The 17,579-nt window shown below is 74.8% G+C and carries 20 protein-coding genes; 11 read left to right on the forward strand and 9 right to left on the reverse strand.

The genetic code is table 11. The annotated features are described in order from the left end of the window. Positions 1-29: 29 nt before the first annotated feature. Positions 30-458 (forward strand): DUF6213 family protein, encoded by a 429-nt coding sequence (locus ACIP5O_RS25600; protein ID WP_401297035.1) that lies wholly within the window; start codon positions 30-32, stop codon positions 456-458. Here the strand turns inward: ACIP5O_RS25600 and ligD are convergent. Continuing rightward, positions 406-1,323 (reverse strand): non-homologous end-joining DNA ligase, encoded by a 918-nt coding sequence (gene ligD / locus ACIP5O_RS25605; RefSeq protein ID WP_401297037.1) that lies wholly within the window; start codon positions 1,321-1,323, stop codon positions 406-408. The genes ACIP5O_RS25600 and ligD overlap by 53 nt on opposite strands. 260 nt (positions 1,324-1,583) lie before the next feature. Between ligD and ACIP5O_RS25610 the strand changes: the two genes are divergently transcribed. The 4 genes from ACIP5O_RS25610 to ACIP5O_RS25625 all read left to right on the forward strand — a co-directional run bounded on the left by ACIP5O_RS25610 (position 1,584) and on the right by ACIP5O_RS25625 (position 5,747). After that, positions 1,584-2,774: a zinc-dependent alcohol dehydrogenase gene (locus tag ACIP5O_RS25610; protein WP_401297039.1), complete on the forward strand. Its 1,191-nt coding sequence runs from the start codon at positions 1,584-1,586 to the stop codon at positions 2,772-2,774. A 112-nt stretch (positions 2,775-2,886) separates the two neighbouring features. Continuing rightward, positions 2,887-4,158 carry a cytochrome P450 gene (locus ACIP5O_RS25615; protein ID WP_401297041.1) on the forward strand — a complete coding sequence of 424 codons (1,272 nt, stop codon included), beginning with the start codon at positions 2,887-2,889 and terminating at the stop codon, positions 4,156-4,158. A gap of 41 nt (positions 4,159-4,199) precedes the next feature. Beyond that, positions 4,200-4,424 (forward strand): hypothetical protein, encoded by a 225-nt coding sequence (locus ACIP5O_RS25620; protein WP_356549057.1) that lies wholly within the window; start codon positions 4,200-4,202, stop codon positions 4,422-4,424. A gap of 57 nt (positions 4,425-4,481) precedes the next feature. Then, the gene (locus ACIP5O_RS25625) at positions 4,482-5,747 is read left to right on the forward strand and encodes a cation:proton antiporter (protein WP_401297043.1); all 1,266 of its coding nucleotides are present in this window, start codon (positions 4,482-4,484) and stop codon (positions 5,745-5,747) included. Between the two features lie 71 nt (positions 5,748-5,818). On the opposite strand, the gene ACIP5O_RS25630 is transcribed toward ACIP5O_RS25625, so the two are convergent. Beyond that, positions 5,819-5,965, reverse strand: coding sequence for a hypothetical protein (locus tag ACIP5O_RS25630; protein WP_356549055.1), 147 nt, complete (start codon positions 5,963-5,965; stop codon positions 5,819-5,821). 240 nt (positions 5,966-6,205) lie between these two features. On the opposite strand from ACIP5O_RS25630, the gene ACIP5O_RS25635 reads away from it, so the two are divergent. Together ACIP5O_RS25635 and ACIP5O_RS25640 are read left to right on the forward strand one after the other, a co-directional pair. Further along, entirely contained in the window at positions 6,206-6,613 is a 408-nt protein-coding gene (locus ACIP5O_RS25635) for a VOC family protein (RefSeq protein ID WP_125662445.1), read from the forward strand. A gap of 53 nt (positions 6,614-6,666) precedes the next feature. Then, the gene (locus ACIP5O_RS25640) at positions 6,667-6,924 is read left to right on the forward strand and encodes a hypothetical protein (RefSeq protein WP_401297046.1); all 258 of its coding nucleotides are present in this window, start codon (positions 6,667-6,669) and stop codon (positions 6,922-6,924) included. A 4-nt stretch (positions 6,925-6,928) separates the two neighbouring features. Here ACIP5O_RS25640 and ACIP5O_RS25645 read toward each other — a convergent pair whose 3' ends face one another. Beyond that, entirely contained in the window at positions 6,929-8,182 is a 1,254-nt protein-coding gene (locus tag ACIP5O_RS25645) for a beta-ketoacyl-[acyl-carrier-protein] synthase family protein (RefSeq protein WP_401297047.1), read from the reverse strand. Between the two features lie 67 nt (positions 8,183-8,249). On the opposite strand from ACIP5O_RS25645, the gene ACIP5O_RS25650 reads away from it, so the two are divergent. Then, positions 8,250-8,939: a TetR/AcrR family transcriptional regulator C-terminal domain-containing protein gene (locus ACIP5O_RS25650; protein ID WP_401297049.1), complete on the forward strand. Its 690-nt coding sequence runs from the start codon at positions 8,250-8,252 to the stop codon at positions 8,937-8,939. Between the two features lie 77 nt (positions 8,940-9,016). Here the strand turns inward: ACIP5O_RS25650 and ACIP5O_RS25655 are convergent, their stop codons facing one another. Then, positions 9,017-10,027: a DNA topoisomerase IB gene (locus ACIP5O_RS25655; protein ID WP_401297051.1), complete on the reverse strand. Its 1,011-nt coding sequence runs from the start codon at positions 10,025-10,027 to the stop codon at positions 9,017-9,019. A 162-nt stretch (positions 10,028-10,189) separates the two neighbouring features. Between ACIP5O_RS25655 and ACIP5O_RS25660 the strand changes: the two genes are divergently transcribed. Beyond that, entirely contained in the window at positions 10,190-10,441 is a 252-nt protein-coding gene (locus tag ACIP5O_RS25660; RefSeq protein ID WP_356549050.1) for a BON domain-containing protein, read from the forward strand. After that, complete coding sequence (locus ACIP5O_RS25665; RefSeq protein ID WP_401297052.1) at positions 10,438-11,265, forward strand: metallophosphoesterase; 828 nt, start codon at positions 10,438-10,440, stop codon at positions 11,263-11,265. The genes ACIP5O_RS25660 and ACIP5O_RS25665 overlap by 4 nt, the downstream gene beginning before the upstream one ends. A gap of 84 nt (positions 11,266-11,349) precedes the next feature. Here ACIP5O_RS25665 and ACIP5O_RS25670 read toward each other — a convergent pair whose 3' ends face one another. Beyond that, a complete protein-coding gene (locus tag ACIP5O_RS25670) occupies positions 11,350-12,225 on the reverse strand; it encodes an SDR family oxidoreductase (protein WP_401297054.1) in 876 nt (291 codons plus the stop codon). Positions 12,226-12,394: 169 nt separating this feature from the next. On the opposite strand from ACIP5O_RS25670, the gene ACIP5O_RS25675 reads away from it, so the two are divergent. Then, the gene (locus tag ACIP5O_RS25675) at positions 12,395-12,763 is read left to right on the forward strand and encodes a PRC-barrel domain-containing protein (RefSeq protein WP_401297056.1); all 369 of its coding nucleotides are present in this window, start codon (positions 12,395-12,397) and stop codon (positions 12,761-12,763) included. 147 nt (positions 12,764-12,910) lie between these two features. Here ACIP5O_RS25675 and ACIP5O_RS25680 read toward each other — a convergent pair whose 3' ends face one another. From ACIP5O_RS25680 to ACIP5O_RS25695, 4 genes are all read right to left on the reverse strand, one after another. Further along, on the reverse strand, positions 12,911-13,198 hold the full coding sequence (locus ACIP5O_RS25680) for a WhiB family transcriptional regulator (RefSeq protein WP_356539900.1): 288 nt from the start codon (positions 13,196-13,198) through the stop codon (positions 12,911-12,913). A 115-nt stretch (positions 13,199-13,313) separates the two neighbouring features. Beyond that, positions 13,314-14,345, reverse strand: a complete 1,032-nt coding sequence (locus ACIP5O_RS25685) for a saccharopine dehydrogenase family protein (protein ID WP_401297058.1) — start codon at positions 14,343-14,345, stop codon at positions 13,314-13,316. A 133-nt stretch (positions 14,346-14,478) separates the two neighbouring features. Further along, complete coding sequence (locus ACIP5O_RS25690; RefSeq protein WP_401297060.1) at positions 14,479-15,576, reverse strand: NUDIX domain-containing protein; 1,098 nt, start codon at positions 15,574-15,576, stop codon at positions 14,479-14,481. Positions 15,577-15,801: 225 nt separating this feature from the next. Next, complete coding sequence (locus ACIP5O_RS25695; RefSeq protein ID WP_401297062.1) at positions 15,802-17,520, reverse strand: PP2C family protein-serine/threonine phosphatase; 1,719 nt, start codon at positions 17,518-17,520, stop codon at positions 15,802-15,804. Between the last annotated feature and the right edge of the window lie 59 nt (positions 17,521-17,579).

Genomic DNA, 17,579 nt, shown 5'->3' on the forward strand with positions numbered 1-17,579 from the left:
ACGGAGGTCGGACCATCATGAACGCATCCATGTCCTTGGTGCTTCTGCCGGACGGCCATCTCGTCCTTCCCGCCGACGAGGTGACCGGCCTGCTCCGGCACCTCGCGGCCGGGTGGCTGGAGTCGACCGGCGAAGACGACCTCGACCTCGCACCGGAGACGGTGGTGGCCCTGGCGGGAGCGCTGACGGAGGTCGCCGACCGGATCGACGTGGAGTGCATCGCGCTCGCGCCGCGCGGCGACGAGGACCCGTTCGACCAGGAGAGGCCGTTCGCCGACGGGAGCGGCGAGGAGGGCCCGCCCGACGACGGGGCCCCCTTCGACGGCGTCCCGTACAACGAGGGCAGCCCGTTCGACGAGGGGCGCCCGTTCGGCGAAGGGGGCCGCTTCGAGGACGGGAACCCCCTCAGGGACGAGCACGGAGACCCGTACGACGGAGGCGGTCCGCCGCAGCCCTGAGGGAGCGCCCGCGCGGAGCCGGGCTCCACGGGTCCTCCTTCAGGAGCAGGTCCACGTCGGTGAGGCGCCGGGCGCGCGCGTCGAGCGCCGGATCGCCCAGGGCGTCCCAGGCGAGCGGGGCGGCGACGGGCGCGCCGGCCCTGGCCCGCACCGTGTACGGGGCCACCGCGGTCTGCCCGTACGCGTTGCGCTGGATGTCGAGGTAGAGGCGCCCCTCCCGGGCCTTCTTGCGCACCTCGGTGGTGAGCAGGTCGGGGTGGCGGGCGGCGAGCACCCCGGAGACGTCGGCGGCGAAGGCCCGCACGTCGTCGAAGGGGGCGCTCCGGTCCAGCGGCACCAGGACGTGCAGCCCCCGCGAGCCGGTGGTCATGAGCAGCGACGGCAGCCCCAGCTCGTCGAGGAGGTCGCGGAGCCACCGGGCGGCGTCCCGTACCGGCGCGAACCCCTCCCCGGACGGGTCGAGGTCGAAGACCAGCCGGTCGGGGTGGTGGGGGCGGTCGACCTTCGACAGCCACCGGTGCAGGGTGACGGAGCCCTGGTCGGCGAGGAGGACCAGGGTGGCCGCGTCCTCGGCCAGGACGTACGTGACGGTGCCGCCCTCCTTCGGCATCTCGGCGCGCCCCACCCAGTCCGGGAAGTGGTCCGGCGCGTCCTTCTGGAAGAAGCCCCGGTCGCCGATGCCGCCCGGATGGCGCTCCAGGGTCAGCGGGCGGCCGCGCAGGTGCGGCAGCATCTTCGGTGCCACGGCGCGGTAGTACTCCGCGAGGTCGGCCTTGGTGACGCCGTCCTCGGGGAAGAGCACCTTCTCCGGCCTGCTGACCGTGACGGCGCGCCTGCCCGCCCGTACCTTCAGGGTCTCCGTCATCGCGTTCTCCCTCTCCGTGCCCGACGTCTCCGTGCCCGAGGTCTCCGTGCCCGAGGTCTCCGTGCCCGACGTCTCCGCGCCCGACGTCCGTCCCCGGTCGCCCGTGCGTTCGCGCGGGGTCCCCTCACGAGCCGCTACCCGCGAAGCCGCGCGCCTACCGTGCGTCCCCGGCGGCCGGCGGACCCGCGGGACGCATACGACCCGGTGGTCCGGGGCACTCGCGCCGTGACCCCCGGAAGCCGCATGTGAGGAGTTTGACCATGAGGGCGTTGACCTGGCACGGACACCGGGACGTTCGTGTGGACACCGTGCCCGACCCCCGGATCGTCGACCCGACGGACGTGATCGTCCGGGTCACCTCCAGCGGAATCTGCGGCTCCGACCTGCACCTGTACGAGGTGTTCGGGCCCTTCCTGGACCCCGGCGACATCCTCGGCCACGAACCCATGGGGATCGTGGAGGAGGTCGGCCCCGAGGTGAGGAACCTCAAGGTCGGCGACCGGGTCGTGGTGCCGTTCAACGTCTCCTGCGGCACGTGCTGGACGTGCGACCAGGGCCTGCAGTCCCAGTGCGAGACCACCCAGGTCAGGGAGTACGGGACGGGCGCCTCCCTGTTCGGGTACACCAAGCTCTACGGGCAGGTCCCCGGCGGACAGGCGGAGTTCCTGCGCGTCCCCTTCGGCGACACCCTGCCCATCAAGGTCGGCCAGGACGCCCCCGACCAGCGCTACCTCTACCTCTCCGACGTGCTGCCGACCGCCTGGCAGGCCGTGGCGTACGCCGACATCCCGCCCGGCGGCACCGTGACCGTCCTCGGACTCGGCCCCATCGGCGACATGGCCGCCCGCGTCGCCCTGCACAAGGGCGCGAGCAAGGTCATCGGCGTGGACCTCGTCCCCGAGCGGCTCCGCCGCGCCCGCGGCCGCGGCGTGGAGGTCCTGAACCTCAAGGAGCACGGCAAGGACCTCGGCGACCGGGTGCGGGACCTCACGGACGGCCGGGGCACGGACGCGGTCATCGACGCCGTCGGCATGGAGGCCCACGGCGCCCCGCTCACCAAGCTCGCGCAGAAGGTCCCCGGGTTCCTGCCCGACGCGATCGCCCAGAAGATGATGACCAAGGCCGGCATGGACAGCATGGCCGCCTTCGACACCGCGGTGGACGTGGTCCGCCGCGGCGGCACCATCAGCCTGTCCGGCGTCTACGGCGGCGCCGTCGACCCCGTGCCGATGTTCAGCCTCTTCGACAAGCAGATCCAGCTCCGCATGGGTCAGGCCAACGTCTGGCGGTGGGTCGAGGACATCCTCCCGCTCCTCGACGACGCCGACCCGCTCGGCGTCGACGACTTCGCCACCCACACCCTGCCCCTGGAGGACGCCCCCCAGGCGTACAAGACCTTCCAGGACAAGGAGGACGGCATGATCAAGACGGTGCTGACCCCCGGCCGCTGAGCGGGCGCGTCCCGCTCCGCCCGACCGGGCGCGTGCCGTATCCGCCCCGGTCGGGCGGTGTGAAACCGCGACTTCGTGGAACCCGTCTCTCATGAAAGCGACACCGCAGGACATGCCAGGACCCACGCGCGCCCCTCTGCTCGACAGCACCGCAGCCCTGCTGATGAAGGGGTACGCGTGGCTTCCCGATCTGCGCCGGCGCGCCGGGAACGCCCCGGCCGTCCCCGTGCGGATCCTCGGCCGGCGCGGGGTGGCGCTGCACGGCAAGGAGGCCGTGGACTTCTTCTACGACGAGCGGCACGTCCGTCGGCACGACGCCCTGCCCGGGCCCGTCCTGGACACCCTGTTCGGCCGCGGAGCCGTCCACACCCTCGACGGGGGGCCGCACCGCGGCCGGAAGGCGATGTTCCTGACGCTGCTCAAGGACCCGGAGCGGATCGCCGCCCTGGTGGAACACGCCCAGCGCGCGTGGGACCGGGCCGAGGCCGGCTGGCAGGGCCGGGAACGGGTGGTGCTCTTCGACGGGGCCGCCCGCGTGCTGACCCGGGCCGTGCACGACTGGGCCGGCGTCCCGCTGTCCGACGGCGAGGAGGAGACCGCCGCGCGGGACCTCGTGGCCATGGTGGACGGCTTCGCCGCCGTCGGCCCCCGGCACGTGCGCGCACGGCGGGCGAGGACGCGGCAGGAGGAGCGGCTCGCCCCGCTGATCGAGGAACTGCGGTCCGCGGGCGCCCCCTCGGGGCAGGCGACGATCGCCCAGGCGGTGGCCGCGCACACCGACGCGAACGGCCGGCAGCTCGACCCGCACACCGCGGCCGTCGAACTCCTGAACGTCCTGCGCCCCACGGTCGCGGTCAGCTGGTTCCTCACCTTCGCCGCCCACGCCCTGCACCGCTGGCCGGAGCACCGTCCGCTCCTGGCGGCGGACGAGCGGTACGCCTGGGGCTTCGCCCAGGAGGTCCGCCGCTTCTACCCCTTCGCACCGTTCACCGGCGGTCTCGCGGCGGCCGACACCCGGTGGGGCGGCGTCCCGATCGAGAAGGGCACCCTGGTCCTCCTCGACCTGTACGGGCACGACCACGACCCCGACCTGTGGCCGGAGCCGTACGCCTTCGACCCGACCCGCTTCACCCGGCCGGGTGCGACGATCGGCCGTGACGACCTCGTCCCGCAGGGCGGCGGCGACCCGGCGGCGGGCCACCGCTGCCCCGGCGAGGACATCACCCTCGCCCTCCTGGCCGCCCTGGTCCCGCGCCTCGCCCGGCTGCCCCACGACGTGCCCGACCAGGACCTGTCGATCCCCCTGCACCGCGTGCCGACGCTCCCGCGCAGCGGATACGTCATGGAACGCGTGCGCCTGGGGGCGTCGACGGCCGCGGGCTGACCGCCGTACCACCCGACCGGACACCGGAAGAGGAGAACGGAATGAGCGACGCGCACACCCCCGGGAACTCGGACGACCCGATACCCCGCGACCGCGAGGACGAACAGGCGGCCGAGGGCGAGGACCCGCTGGCCATCACCGTCACGCGGGACCCCGGCGAAGAGGAGCTGCCGGACACCGAAGAGTCCGGCACGGGCCCCAGAGGGCGCCCCGAGAACGGAACCGTCAACCCCGAGCAACCCGTCCCCGACGAACCGGCCGACTGACCGGGGCGTCACCGTCGTCACCACCCCCGCAGCCCTTGGAAACGGAGAGCCCCGCCCTTGAGCCCCGCCGACCTCGTGTTCACGGCCCTGGGCCTCGGAGCGTTGGCGGCGGCGGTCCTGCCGCGACTCGTCCGGCGCATGCCGTTCTCGATGCCCATGGTGTTCCTGCTGGTCGGAGCCCTGAGCGGCCTGCTGCCCCTGCCGATGCCCGCACTCGACCCCGTGGCGGACCGGGTCTGGGTCGAGCACGTCACCGAGATCTGCGTGATCGTCTCCCTCATGGGCGCCGGGCTCGCGCTGAACCGGCGCTTCGGGCTGCGCGCCTGGGCCGGGCCGTGGCGGCTCCTGGGCATCACCCTGCCCCTGACCGTCGTCGCGACCACCGCGCTCACCTGGTGGCTCTTCGACTGGCCCCTGGCCACCGCGCTCCTCGTGGGCGCCCTCCTCGCGCCCACCGACCCGGTGCTGGCCGCGGAGGTGCGGGTGGGGGAGCCGACCGACGAGGAGGACGACGAGGACGAGGTCCGCTTCACGCTCACCGCCGAGGCCGGCCTCAACGACGGACTGGCCTTCCCCTTCGTCCTCGCCGCCGTCGCGCTCGCGGGCGCGGGCGGCGTCTGGGCGGAGGCCGACTGGGGGAACTGGTTCGGCTTCGACCTCGTGGCCAGGGCGGTGATCGCCGTCGCCATCGGGATCGTCCTCGGGCGGCTGCTCGGCTGGATGTTCTTCCGGGCCGAAGCTGAATCGTTTCGGCTGTCCGAACACATGGAGGGCTTCGTCGCGCTCGCCGCGACCTTCCTGTCGTACGGCCTCACCGAACTCGCCCACGGCTACGGCTTCGTGGCCGTCTTCGTCACCGCCTGTGCCATCCGGGCCGCCGAGCGCGGCCACGGCTACCACAAGGTGCTGCACGGCTTCACCGAGCAGATCGAGCGGCTCCTGACGGCGGCCCTGCTCTTCCTCCTCGGCCACTACCTCGCCGCCACCGGCATCGAGGCGCTGACCTGGCCGATGCTCCTGCTCGCCCTGGCCCTGATCGTGGTCGTCCGTCCGGTGACCGGGTGGATCGCGCAGCTCGGCTTCGTCACCGGCCCCCGGGAGCGCGTCGTCGCCGCCGTCTTCGGACTGCGCGGCATCGGCTCCCTCTTCTACCTCGCCTACGCCCTCGGCCACCACGGATTCGAGGACCACGCGCAGGAGTTGTGGGTCCTGACCGCCACCACCGTGGCGCTCTCCGTCGTGCTCCACGGCGCGAGCGCCACCCCGGTCATCCGCCGTCTGGACCGCCTGCGCGAGATCCGTCCCTCCGACGCGCCGCCGTGAGCCCTCGCGCTCTCGCCCTGGTGGGCCCGGCCGGAGCCGGGCCCACCAGGGCGAGAGGAGCGGACGAACCGTCAGCGGCGCTTCCTGAGCCTGCCGAGGAGCTGCCGGGCGCGGGCCTGGTTCCGGGGATCGGCGGCGGCGCGCCGTACCGACGCGATCGCCCGCTGCCCCTGGGGGCTGCGGCCGAACCGCTTGATGCGGGCCAACAGTGCGGACATGGAACCTCCTGTGCTCGTACGTCGTCTGCGTGGTGCTCCGGGGCGGAACGCCGGACGGCGGGACCCGGTCCCGACGGGGCGTCGATCACCTCCCGTGACGGCGCCTCCACGGTTTCCGCATACCCCTGATGCGGCCGGACACGCGACGCCCCGCCACCCGGCCGCCGCCCGGCCCGATCGAGACCGGTCGGACGCCGACTCCCTTTGCCTGAAAGGGTTTTGAGGGGGCACACATACCACATGACCGTTTCCAAGACCGGCGTCCTCGTCCTCGACACCACCGACCCCGAACCCCTCGCCCGCTTCTACGCCGCCCTGCTCGACGCCACCGTCGAACCGAGCCCCGGCGACCCCGACCTGCTGCTGCTCTCCGGCTCGGAGGGCCTCGTCCTGGGCATCCGCCGCGACCCCGGCCAGGCGCCGGCGAGCTGGCCCCGGCCGGACGACGCCCAGCAGGCCCACCTGCTCATCCTCGTGGCGCCCGACGCGCTCGACGAGGCCGAGCGGGAAGCCGTCTCGCTCGGCGCGCGCCCCGTCTCCGCCGACCGCAACGGCAGCCGCCTCGACCGGCGCACCGACACGCGCCGCTACACGGACCCGGCCGGCCACGCCTTCGTGCTCGCCCCCGTCGGCGGCGTTTCCGCGTGACGCCGGGGGGCAGCCGCCCCACGGACCCGCCCGTACGACCGAGGAGGACGACCATGAGCCATCACGAGCGCCGACGCACCCTGCCCGCGGACTCCCCGCCGCGCACCACGCCCTCGGAGGCCGTCGGCGAGAGCGGCGACGTCGAGGCGCGCCGGGAGGCCGAGAAGGCCACGCGGAAGCACCCGGACGGGGCCGCGGACGACGAGGGCGGCATGAACGCCAAGCGCCAGACCCCGGGCCTGGGCCGCGAGGAACAGCGCCGCCCGCACGGCCGCAGGGGCGAGGCCGAGACCGAGGAGGGCCGGCCGTAGGAGGTCAGGACCCCGTCCGGGACGCGTGCCGCCCCGCGCCGGTGACGACGAGCGAGACGTTCTGCCCGCCGAAGCCGAAGGAGTTGCTGAGCACGGCCTCCTGGGGAACGTCCCGCCGCTCCGCGACCACGTCGAGGTCGATGCCGGGGTCGACACCGGCCGCGGCGAGGTTGCGGGTCGGCGGGATGACGCCGTGCTCCACGCTGAGGACGGCGATGAGCGCCTCGATCGCACCGGCGGCGCCGAAGAGGTGCCCGAGCGCCGCCTTGGGGGCGGTCACGGTGGCGCGGCCGAAGACCTTCCCGATCGCGAGCGCCTCGGCGACGTCGCCGACCGGGGTCCCGGTGGCGTGGGCGTTGACGTGGCCGATCCGCTCGGGAGCCAGCCCGGCCTGCGTGAGCGCCTTGCGCATGGCCGCGATCTGGCCGGAGCCGTCGGGCGCGGGCGCCGTGATGTGGTGGGCGTCGGCGGCGATGCCGGCGCCCGCGAGCACCGCGTGGACGCGGGCGCCCCGGGCCTCGGCGTGTTCGGCGCTCTCGAGCACCACGACGGCCGCGCCCTCGCCGAGGACGAATCCGCTGCGGTCCGCGGCGAACGGCCGCGAGGCCGAGGCGGGTTCGGCGGTGTGCCGTGACAGCGCCTGCGCCTGGACGAAGCCGGCGACGGTGATCGGGGTGATCGCGGCCTCGGTCCCGCCCGCGATGACCACGTCCGCCTCGCCGGCCCGGATGAGCCGGGCCCCCAGGGCGATCGCCTCGGCACCGGAGGAGCACGCCGAGACGGGTGTGTAGACCCCGGCCCGCGCGCCGTACTCGATGCTGATCAGCGCCGCCGCCGCGTTGGGCATGAGCATCGGGACCGTGCGGGGCGAGACGCGCCGCACCCCGGACGCCTCCAGGACGTCGTCCTCCCTCAGCAGCGTCTGTACGCCCCCGATGCCCGTGCCGACCGCCGACGCGAGCCGGTCCGGGTCCACCCGCGGGGCGCCGGCGTCGGCCCAGGCCTCGGCCGCCGCGGTGAGGGCCGCCTGCTGCGAGCGGTCGAGCCGCCTGGCCCGCGCCGGCGGCAGCGCCCCGGCGGGGTCGGCCGCCATGATCCCCGCGACGGTGCCGGGAAGGCCCGTGTGCTCGTGGCCCGGCAGGACGTCGCCGCGGATGCCGGACTCGCCGGCGAGCAGGGCGTCCCAGGTGGACGCCACGTCTCCGCCGAGGGGCGTGATCGCGCCGAGTCCGGTCACGACGACTTCGGTCCGGTGCATGTCCTTCACCTTTTCTTGTATGCGATACAAGCGAACGGATCCATGTTGTATCACATACAATTCGAGGGTGGAGAAGAAGCGAACCGAAGCCGGATCGACGCCGACCCGGCCGACATCCGCCCGATCGACGGCACCGGCCCGCTCGCGCGACCGCGGCCGCGCGACGCGACGCCGACTGATCGAGGAGGCCGCGCGGCTCTGCAAGGAGCGGCCCGGCGCCGAGGTGAGCGTCGCGGAGATCGCGGAGGCGGCGGGGGCCTTCCCCAACCAGGTCACCTACCACTTCGGCTCCAAGGACTCGCTGCTCGTGCACGCCGCCTTCCTCGGCCTGCTGCACGACGCCCGGCGGATCGAGCGCATCGGCCGCCAGGCCCCCGACGCGGCGGCGTTCCGGCGCAACATCGCCCGCGCCGTCCTGGCCATGCCCTCGCTCCCCCCGGTCGCGCGGGCGCTCGCCGCCGGGATCTCCAAGCCCGAACTCGCCCCCGTGGTCGACCGGCACCTCCAGTTGCTCTTCCGGCAGTCCGAGCGCTTCGTGGGCCGGCTCGTCGACACCCGCGGCTGGCGGACCCGGCGGCCGCTCGACGTGGAGGCCAGGACGTTCTGGAGCACCGCACTCGGCGCGGTGCTGCTCGTCCGCGCCGGGGCGCACGGCACCGTCGCCGACCTCGACCTCGCCGGAGCCCTGTCCCTCCACGACGCGTCCGAGCGCGAGCCCGCGTACGACCGGCCCGGCCGGGCGGATCCGGAAGCCTGAGGCCCCGTGCCGGAACGCCGCGACCCGGTGTCCGGCCCTGTCGGAGACGGCTCGCCGTCGCCGCGTGCGCGACCGGTTCAGCCGAGCAGCCGGAGCACCGCCCGCTCCACCGCGCCCCGCGTGGCCGGATGCCCGAACCCGCCGTCCTCGCCCAGCCGTTCCAGCGCCCCGGCGACGGTGACGCCCTCCTCGAAGCGCTCGACGACGAGCGGGTCGATGTACGAGGCGCGGCAGACCGACGGCGTGTTGCCGAGGTGGCCGCTGACCTCGCACACGGCCCGCCGGACCGCCTTCGACCGCGCTGTCCGCGACTCCCCGGCCACCGGGGCCGACACCCCCAGCGCGACGGCGGCGAGCACCGTGGCGTGCCAGGTGCGGAAGTCCTTGGCGGTGAGGTCGGCGCCGGAACGCTCCCGCAGGTACGCGTTCACCTCCGCCGCCCGCACGTCGTGCCAGTCCCGGCCCTCCCAGTACGCGAAGAGGCGCCCACCGCCGCCGCGCCGCCGGAGCAGCGCCCGGACGACCTCGTGCGCCGGCCCGTCCACCAGGCTCCGCGTCTGCCGGACGCCCGACTTCGCCGGGTAGTCGAGGGACACCTGCCCGCGCGCGCAGCGGGCGTGCTCGCGCAGCAGGGTCGTGAGGCCGTGCGAGGAGTTCTCCCGCAGGTAGCGCTCGCCGCCGACCCGGAAGAACCCCAGGTCGAGCAGGCGGACCGTGCAGGCGAGGACCCGGTCGCGGCACAGCCCGCGCAGGTCCAGGTCGTGCTCGACCGCCCGCCGCAGCCGGGGGAGCCGGCGGGCCACCTCCCGCACGTGCTCGTGCTTCGCCTCCTCCCGGCGGCGCCGGAACTCCTCGTGGTACAGGTACTGCCTGCGGCCCGCCGCGTCCGTCCCCACGGCCTGCACGTGCCCCGTGGGCCACGGGCAGACCCAGACGTCCCGCCACGCGGGCGGGATCGCCAGCGCGAGCACCCTGTCCCGGTCCTCCGCGCCCAAGGGGGCGCCGTCCGCGTCCAGGTACCGGAAACCCCTGCCGTGGTGGACGCGCCGCCAGCCGGGCCGCCCGGGATCACTCGTTCTCAGTCGCACCCCTTCCCATTGCCCCGGCGCGGCCCCGCCCACTCCCCGGCGGGCCGGGGGAGGAATGGTGCGTACGGGACGGGGGAGACGCGACGGTGAGGGCGGCCGTCCCGCACGGAGCGCGCCGCCCCGGGACCCACACCGGCAGGACGAACAGGACGGAGGAGCGCGATGGACACCGGCGAGAACGAGTACCGGATCGCCCGGTTCAGGGAGCGGCTCGCGCGTGAGGACACGGCCGAGCTCGGGGTGCGCGTCGAGGCGCGCGGCACCGCCGTGCTCCTGACGGGCACCGTCCCCACGGCCGTGCACCGGGAGGAGATCCTCCGGCTCGCCGAGACGGAACTGGCCGGCCTGCCGGTCCACGCGGACCTGACGGTCGCCTGCATCGATCCCCCCGAGCGCCCGGAGGAGCTGCTGTGACCGCCCCCGAGAAGCACGAGGACGGGGCCGTCGTCCGGGTGGCGGCCGTCGGCGACATCCATCTGAGCCCGGACTGCCGGGGCCTGTTGCGCCCCTCCTTCGAGACCCTGCCGCTCTGCGCGGACGTCCTCCTCCTCGCCGGGGACCTCACCCGGCACGGAACGGTCTCCGAGGCGGAGGTGGTCGCGGACGAGGTCCGGGACCTCGGCGTCCCCGTGGTGGCCGTCCTCGGCAACCACGACTACCACTCCGACCAGGAGGCGGACATCGCGCGCGTCCTCACCGACGCGGGCGTCGCCGTCCTGGAGGGCGACCGGACGGTCCTGCCGGTGGACGGCGGCCGGCTCGGCATCGCCGGTACGAAGGGGTTCTGCGGCGGCTTCGCGGGCCGCAGCGCCGGGGAGTTCGGCGAACGCGAGATGAAGGACTTCGTCCGCACCACGCGCAAGGCCGCCGAGGGCCTCCACGAGGCCCTGTCCGAGCTGGCCGACTGCGAGGCGCGGATCGCCCTCACCCACTTCTCGCCCGTCCCCGACACCCTCGCGGGCGAACCGATCGAGATCTACCCCTTCCTGGGCAGCTACCTCCTGGCCGAGGCCATCGACGGGGCGGGCGCCGACCTCGCGGTGCACGGCCACGCCCACATGGGCACCGAGCACGGCATGACGGCGGGCGGAGTGCGCGTCCGCAACGTCGCCCAGCCCGTCATCGGCAAGGCGTTCGCCCTCTACCACCTGCCCCTCACCCGGACGCGGGAGCACCCCGAGGCCCGGGAAGCGCCCGGCAGGGCCGGCCGGCCCCCGGCGGCCGACGCCCCCATGTGACACCGGCCGCGCCACCCCGCACGACGCGGAAGCCGTACGACCCGGAGGTCGTACGGCTTCCGCGTCCCGGGCCACGGAACGGCCCTACGGCAGGGGGGTGCCGCCGGTCGCGTTGACGATCTCCCCGGTGATGTAGCTCGCCCCGGGCGAGGCCAGGAAGACGTACGCGGGCGCCATCTCCGCCGGCTGGGCGGGGCGCCCCAGGGGCGACTGGCCGCCGAACTCCTTCACGTCCGGCATCGTCGAGGGGATCAGCGGGGTCCACACGGGCCCCGGGGCGACCCCGTTGACGCGGACGCCGCGCTCGGCGAGCAGCTGCGCCATGCTGTGGGTGAAGGAGACGATCGCGGCCTTCGTCATCGCGTAGTCGAGGAGGTGCGGGCTCGGCTGGTAGCCCTGCACCGAGGTGGTGTTGATGATGGACCCGCCGCGCGGCATGTGGGGGAGGACCGCGCGGGAGAGCCAGAACATCCCGTACAGGTTGGTCTTCATCACCCGGTCGAACTGCTCCGTGGTGATGGCCTCGATCCCGTCGGGCTGGGACATCTGGTACGCGGCGTTGTTGACGAGGACGTCCACGCGCCCCAGCTCGTCCACCGCCCGGTCGATCAGGGCCGCGCACTGCTCCTCGTCGCGGACGTCGCACTCGACGGGAACCGCCGTGCGGCCCGCCTCGCGGACCAGGCGCGCCGTCTCCTTCGCCTCCTCCGTCTCCTCGGGAAGGTGGGTGAAGACGACGTCCGCGCCCTCGCGGGCGAACGCCAGGCACACGGCCCTGCCGATCCCGGAGTCCCCGCCGGTGACGACCGCCGCCCGGTCGAGGAGCAGGTCGTGGCCCCGGTAGGAGTCCTCGCCGTGGTCGGGCCGCGGGTCCATCCGCTCGGTCGAACCGGGATGCTCCTGCTGCTGGTCGGGGAACGGGGGGACGGGGTGGTGAGGGGTGTTCTCGCTGGTGTTCATGAGGTTCGGCTACCCGGGGGCCCGGCCCGTATCCCGCTTTCCGGCCGGACAGGAGCCGTCCGGCCGTCCCCCGGGGGCACGCGAATGAGTCGCGGGGACCGGGGCAGGCGGAGTCCGGACGCCGGCGGACCGCCGGCCGTCCTTTCCCCACCGGAGGAGTTGGTGACGCATGACCGAGCACGCGTGGAGTTACCGGTCGACCGCGGGGCACCTCGCCGGCGCCGACCTGACCGGTTACAAGGTCGAGGCGTCCGACGGCGCCATCGGGAAGGTGGACAAGCACTCGGACGAGGTCGACGACGCCTATCTGGTCGTGGACACCGGGGTCTGGATCTTCGGCAAGGAGGTCCTGCTGCCGGCGAGCACCGTGACCCGGATCGACCCGGAGGAGCAGAAGATCTTCGTGGACCGGACCAAGGAGCAGATCAAGGACGCTCCGGAGTTCTCCCGCGAGACGCACCTCGGCGACCCGGCCTACCGCGAGCAGCTGGGCACGTACTACGGCCTGGGCGGACCTTTCGGCGGCCGTCTCGTCTGACGCGCCGGGACGCCCTCCGCACCGTACCCCCCCCGGACCGGATGGCCGCGGGGCTGGGCACGGAGGGACGTGGGGGGGCCCCCAACACACGGTTTTGGGGCCCGCCCCTCGTCCGTCCGGCCCCTGCTCCGCCGGACGGGGTGCCCACTAGGCCGCGGCGGCTCCGCTCCGCAGGGCCACCTCGCGTTCCTGTTCCGTCAACCCGCCCCAGACTCCGTAGGGTTCCGCCACGCTGAGGGCGTGCTCCAGGCAGCGGACGCGCACCGGGCACGTCGCGCAGACGGCCTTGGCCGCCTCCTCGCGGGCCGTGCGGTCCGGTCCCCGTTCGCCCTCGGGGTGGAAGAACACCTCGGTGCCCACGCCGCGGCACGCGGCCGACATCTGCCAGTTCCACTGGTGCTCCGCCCGCCCGGGCAGATGCGACACCTTAGCCATCCCGCTTGTCCTCCTCGCGTCGGTTCGTGAATGCCTCCAATGTCGCGTCTGGCCGCAAAGGGCACCTCGAAACGCCCGGGCGCGGAAAACGCGCCGACGCGTGGGGACGGAAGGGCTACCCGGGCAGCTCGACCGAGAGGTGCGGGGACAGGGCGCGCAGGAAGGCGGGCGCGTCGAAGGCCGCACCGGCGGAGGTAACGCCGAGCGCCCCGGACCGGCCGGTGAGGAGGCGGTCCAGCGCCTCCACGGCGAGCGGCGCGCTGACGGCGTAGATGTCCCGGCCGCGCGCCACGGCCCGCCGCTCCTCCCCGCCGGAGCGCACCACGACGTCGACGAGGAACGTCTGGTCGGACCGCCCGCGCTCGTCGACGGCGGCCGGCGCCGGCGTGTCGGGGGCGGCCAGGTCCCGCGCCGCCTCGACCGTCATGTAGGTGCGCACCTCGGCAACGGCCAGGTGGCTGGGGACCGTGACGACGTCGGCCATGGTGAACTCCCCGATCACGGACCGGACCCCCAGCGGCTCGGGGAAGGTCCACTCCAGGGTCGGCGGGGCGTCGTCGCGGTGCTGAAGCCTCCCGCCCTCGAACACCACGCGCCGGCCGTCCCTGCGCTCCCGGGAGACCGCGCCCGCCGTGCGGGTCCCGGCGGTGGGGTGCCAGCCGCTCAGCCCGTACGCGACGTGCACCTCGTCGGCCTCCGTCCGGTCGCCCATCGCCGCCGTGACCAGCAGATCGCCGAGACCGCCGAAGAACGCCATCGCGGGGACCACCGGGACGCCGGCCGCGGCGGCGCGCTCCGCGAAGTGCGCGAACGTGTCGAGGTTGGCCTCGATCTCCGCGGCCACGTCCACGTACGGGATCCCGGCGCGCAGCGCCGCCTCGACCACCGGTCCCGCGGTCGTGGCGAAGGGACCGGCGCAGTTGACCACGGCGTCCGCACCGGCCAGCGCGCGGTCGAGCGAGACCGGGTCGTCGACCGTGGCCGGCCGGACGCCGAGCCCCGGGCGGGAGTCCGCGAGCGCCCGCAGCCTGCCCTCGTCGCGCCCGGCCAGGACCGGCACGAACCCCCGCTCCAGCAGCTCCGCCACCACGAACCGCCCGGTGTGCCCGTACGCGCCGAACACCGTCACGACCTGCCCCGCACCCATCACGAATCTCCCACCGCTCTTGATTGTTCAACCGTGAACCATCTTGGTGGGGGCGGCCGATCGGCACCAGGACCGGAAGTGCCGTCGGCCGCACACTTTCGGACAAGGGCCTCGGACGGGCTTTGGGGGAGCTCTAAAGGGAGACGGAGCCGGGCAGTTCGGTGACGGGCCGGCGGTCGGCCCGGGGGAGGCCGAGGGACTCGCGGACCCGGTGCACGGCCGCGAGCTCCCCGGCCCCGTGCGGACCCCGGTCGAAGAGCTCCAGCGCCTGCTCCGGAGTGGCCAGGACCCGGACGGGCGCGCGGCCGGTGTCCGGATCGACGGGAGGGGGACCGAGACGCGTGAGGACGGCGGCGTACCGGACGAGCGCGTACGGCCCGGCCGGGTCGAGGAGGTGCCCGAGGTACAGGGGACGGGCGGCCGTGCCCGCCGCCGTCCCGCCCGCCTCGCGGACCGGGACCGCCCAGGGGGCGTCGCGGTCCGCCGGTCCGGGCGCGCCGCCGGGCAGCCGGGCCGCGCCGGTGCCGGGCTCGAGGAGGACGAGGACCCGTCCGTCCGGGGCGAACAGCCAGCCCCGCGACCGGTGGAGCGGCAGGCCGTCCGGGACGGGGCCGGGCCGGAAGGGGTGGTGGAGGCGCTCCCGCGCGGTGCCCAGGGCGCCGACCCGGTCGAGGACGCCGGGAGCGATCGGGACGCCGTCCTCCAGGAGCGCGGGGCCGCCGCCGTTGATCCGGGCGCGCAGCGCGGACAGGGCGCGGCGGGCGTCGCCCGGGATCATCAGACCGGGCAGGTCGGCGGGCTCCACGAACTCCACGGCCTCGACCTCGTGCCCCGGCAGCCGGATCGCGGCGATCCGCCCCTCGTCCCAGACGCCCCCGTCGTACACGTGCACGATCTCGCCGGGGAACCGCATGACCCCGGGCGCCCCGAAGGCGTCGGCGGAGACCCAGTCGACGGCGAGGCCCCGGTCGACGACCGCCGTCACCCCGAGTTCCTCCCACAGTTCCCGGGCGGCGGCCCGGGCGGGCGGCTCGCCCCTGTCGACGGCCCCGCCCGGCAGGAGGCGCGAGGGGCGGTAGTCGACCCGCTGGACCAGGACCCGCCCGCGCTCGTCGGTGATCAGCACGGACGTCCCGGCCCACAGCGCGGCGGAGGCGCGCAGGGCCCCGTACTCCTCGTCGGTCATCGACGTGCCGGGAGACCCGTCGGGTGCGGAAGGCGTCGTCGTCATCTCTCTCCGATCGGTGCGGCGCCCCGGAGGGCGGCGAAGACGGGCCGCGCTGCGGCCGGTGGGGACGCCACGGAGCCGTCCGGTGCCGTGGGGACCGTCTCCTTCCCCGGCGGTCCGACGGGCACACGTCCTCCCGGACCGCTCAACGGACGAGGGGAGCGGGGCGTCACGCCCGGTCCTCCCGCGAGGGAGCGACCCCACCGCCGGGCACGCCGTACCGCGTGCTCAGTCCACCCGGATCCCCAGGACGCACGCGTCGTCCTCGTGGCCCGCGATCCCGGGATCGGCCAGCAGCGCGTCGACCACCTCTCGCGGCTCCAGGAGCGACGAGGCCGCCACCGCGTCCGCCAGCCGCGCGATCCCCACGGCCACGTCCTCGCCCCGGTGCTCGACCATGCCGTCGGTGTAGAGCACCAGCAGGTCGCCCGGGCGCAGCGGCGTCGACGAGGTCTCGTACGCGTATCCCGGCAGCGCGCCGAGGAGCGGACCGCGCTGCTTGGCCTCCAGCGGCTCGGCGCGGCCGTCGCGCAGCAGCAGCGGCGCGGGATGGCCGGCGTCGGCCCAGTGCAGGACCTTCTCGTCGTCGAGGTGGCCGACCACCACCGTCGCCGTCTGCCCCGCCGGATCGCTGCACACCAGCTCGTTCAGCCAGGTCGTGATCTCCCCGGCGGACGCGCCCGTCTGCGCGAGGCCCGCCAGGGCGTGCCGCTGCTGCGCCATCCGCGCCACGGCCTCCAGACCGTGCCCCGACGCGTCGCCGATCGCCACGAGCACCCGGCCGTCCGGCAGCAGCCGGCACTTGTACCAGTCGCCGCCCACCGCCGCGTCGGGCTCGGCCGGCCGGTAGGAGGCCGCCACCGTGAGGCCGACCGCCGCGAGCGCCTCCGAGTGCGTCGGGAGGATCGCCTCGCGCAGCGTGTCCGCGATCCTCCGCTCCGCCTCCGTCTGCCGCCGCAGCAGGTCCGTCTCCCGCTCCGTCTCGGCCAGCCGCCGCCGACTCCGGATCTGCGGCGTGAGGTCGCGGGCCACCAGGTTGAGGGCCCAGGCCCTGCCGTCCGTCCCGGTGGCCGGCCGCCCCAGGAGGTCGAGCGTGCGCACCTCGCCGAGCACCACGAAACGGATCCGGGTCCAGGCGGGCTCCTCGCCCGCGAGGACCGAGGTGAGGAACTCGGCGAACGCCGTCAGGTCGTCCGGCAGCAGCGCGTCGCACAACTGCTCCAGGGACCACGGCATGCGCACGTCGGCGTGGAGGATCCGGCTGAGCCCCTCCGACCAGGTCACCTTCCCGGAGAGCAGGTCCCAGTTCCCCCATCCCATCGAGGCGATGAACTGCGCGTCGATCGTCATCATCTCGGCCGTGCTCTGCAGCGGCCGCCACGTCACGAGGAGCTGCTCGCCGCACCGGGCGGCGGTGTACAGCAGCGGGGTCCGGTGGATCCGCCCGAGCCGCTGCTCCGTGTAGTCCACCACCTGCCCGTTCAGGGGCTTGCCGGTGCCCACCACGTCCGTCAGGGCGGCGAGCAGGCCCGAGTCCGCCGCGCCCGGCCGCGCCTCCAGGAAACGCTGCCCGACCTGGTGGTCCGGCTCTTCCAGCCAGTCGGCCGACCGGATGCGGTTGCCGGCGACGATCCGGAAGTCCGGGATGCCGCCCGACTCGTTCCACAGCGGTTCGAGCAGCACGGCCGAGGCCGGGATCGCGGCGAGGACCGAACAGGTCCCGCGGGCGCCCGGCTCGTGGCTGCCGCACAGGCACGGCGACGCCTCGCCTGTCCCCGCGGAGGGCGGCAGCACCGCCAGGGACCGCACCGGCGACGTCCGGTCGGTACCGGCCGGCGCGCCCGGCGGACGCTCCGTGTTCCGGCGCACCGCCGCACGCAGGGAGGTGACCTCGCGGCCGATCATGTCCTTGAGGGCATCGACGCTGTCGGGCAGGGGAAAGCTCATCGTCCGCCTCCGCGAACCGCACGACGTGCCGCTCGCCGCCGGGCACCGGCGGCGCCTCG

Origin of the sequence: Streptomyces sp. NPDC088915 (genome assembly GCF_044749825.1) — a bacterium.
Classification (GTDB): domain Bacteria; phylum Actinomycetota; class Actinomycetes; order Streptomycetales; family Streptomycetaceae; genus Streptomyces.

What these genes read in the sequence shown, in the direction of transcription:
- ACIP5O_RS25685 (WP_401297058.1), bottom strand. Translation starts at nt 14,345, where the DNA reads ATGGGTGCGGGGCAGGTCGTGACGGTGTTCGGCGCGTACGGGCACACC.
- ACIP5O_RS25690 (WP_401297060.1), bottom strand. Translation starts at nt 15,576, where the DNA reads ATGACGACGACGCCTTCCGCACCCGACGGGTCTCCCGGCACGTCGATG.
- ACIP5O_RS25695 (WP_401297062.1), bottom strand. Translation starts at nt 17,520, where the DNA reads ATGAGCTTTCCCCTGCCCGACAGCGTCGATGCCCTCAAGGACATGATC.
- ACIP5O_RS25640 (WP_401297046.1), top strand. Translation starts at nt 6,667, where the DNA reads ATGAGCCATCACGAGCGCCGACGCACCCTGCCCGCGGACTCCCCGCCG.
- ACIP5O_RS25620 (WP_356549057.1), top strand. Translation starts at nt 4,200, where the DNA reads ATGAGCGACGCGCACACCCCCGGGAACTCGGACGACCCGATACCCCGC.
- ACIP5O_RS25600 (WP_401297035.1), top strand. Translation starts at nt 30, where the DNA reads ATGTCCTTGGTGCTTCTGCCGGACGGCCATCTCGTCCTTCCCGCCGAC.
- ACIP5O_RS25675 (WP_401297056.1), top strand. Translation starts at nt 12,395, where the DNA reads ATGACCGAGCACGCGTGGAGTTACCGGTCGACCGCGGGGCACCTCGCC.
- ACIP5O_RS25630 (WP_356549055.1), bottom strand. Translation starts at nt 5,965, where the DNA reads ATGTCCGCACTGTTGGCCCGCATCAAGCGGTTCGGCCGCAGCCCCCAG.
- ACIP5O_RS25670 (WP_401297054.1), bottom strand. Translation starts at nt 12,225, where the DNA reads ATGAACACCAGCGAGAACACCCCTCACCACCCCGTCCCCCCGTTCCCC.
- ACIP5O_RS25645 (WP_401297047.1), bottom strand. Translation starts at nt 8,182, where the DNA reads ATGCACCGGACCGAAGTCGTCGTGACCGGACTCGGCGCGATCACGCCC.
- ACIP5O_RS25615 (WP_401297041.1), top strand. Translation starts at nt 2,887, where the DNA reads ATGCCAGGACCCACGCGCGCCCCTCTGCTCGACAGCACCGCAGCCCTG.
- ACIP5O_RS25660 (WP_356549050.1), top strand. Translation starts at nt 10,190, where the DNA reads ATGGACACCGGCGAGAACGAGTACCGGATCGCCCGGTTCAGGGAGCGG.
- ACIP5O_RS25635 (WP_125662445.1), top strand. Translation starts at nt 6,206, where the DNA reads ATGACCGTTTCCAAGACCGGCGTCCTCGTCCTCGACACCACCGACCCC.
- ACIP5O_RS25680 (WP_356539900.1), bottom strand. Translation starts at nt 13,198, where the DNA reads ATGGCTAAGGTGTCGCATCTGCCCGGGCGGGCGGAGCACCAGTGGAAC.
- ligD (WP_401297037.1), bottom strand. Translation starts at nt 1,323, where the DNA reads ATGACGGAGACCCTGAAGGTACGGGCGGGCAGGCGCGCCGTCACGGTC.
- ACIP5O_RS25610 (WP_401297039.1), top strand. Translation starts at nt 1,584, where the DNA reads ATGAGGGCGTTGACCTGGCACGGACACCGGGACGTTCGTGTGGACACC.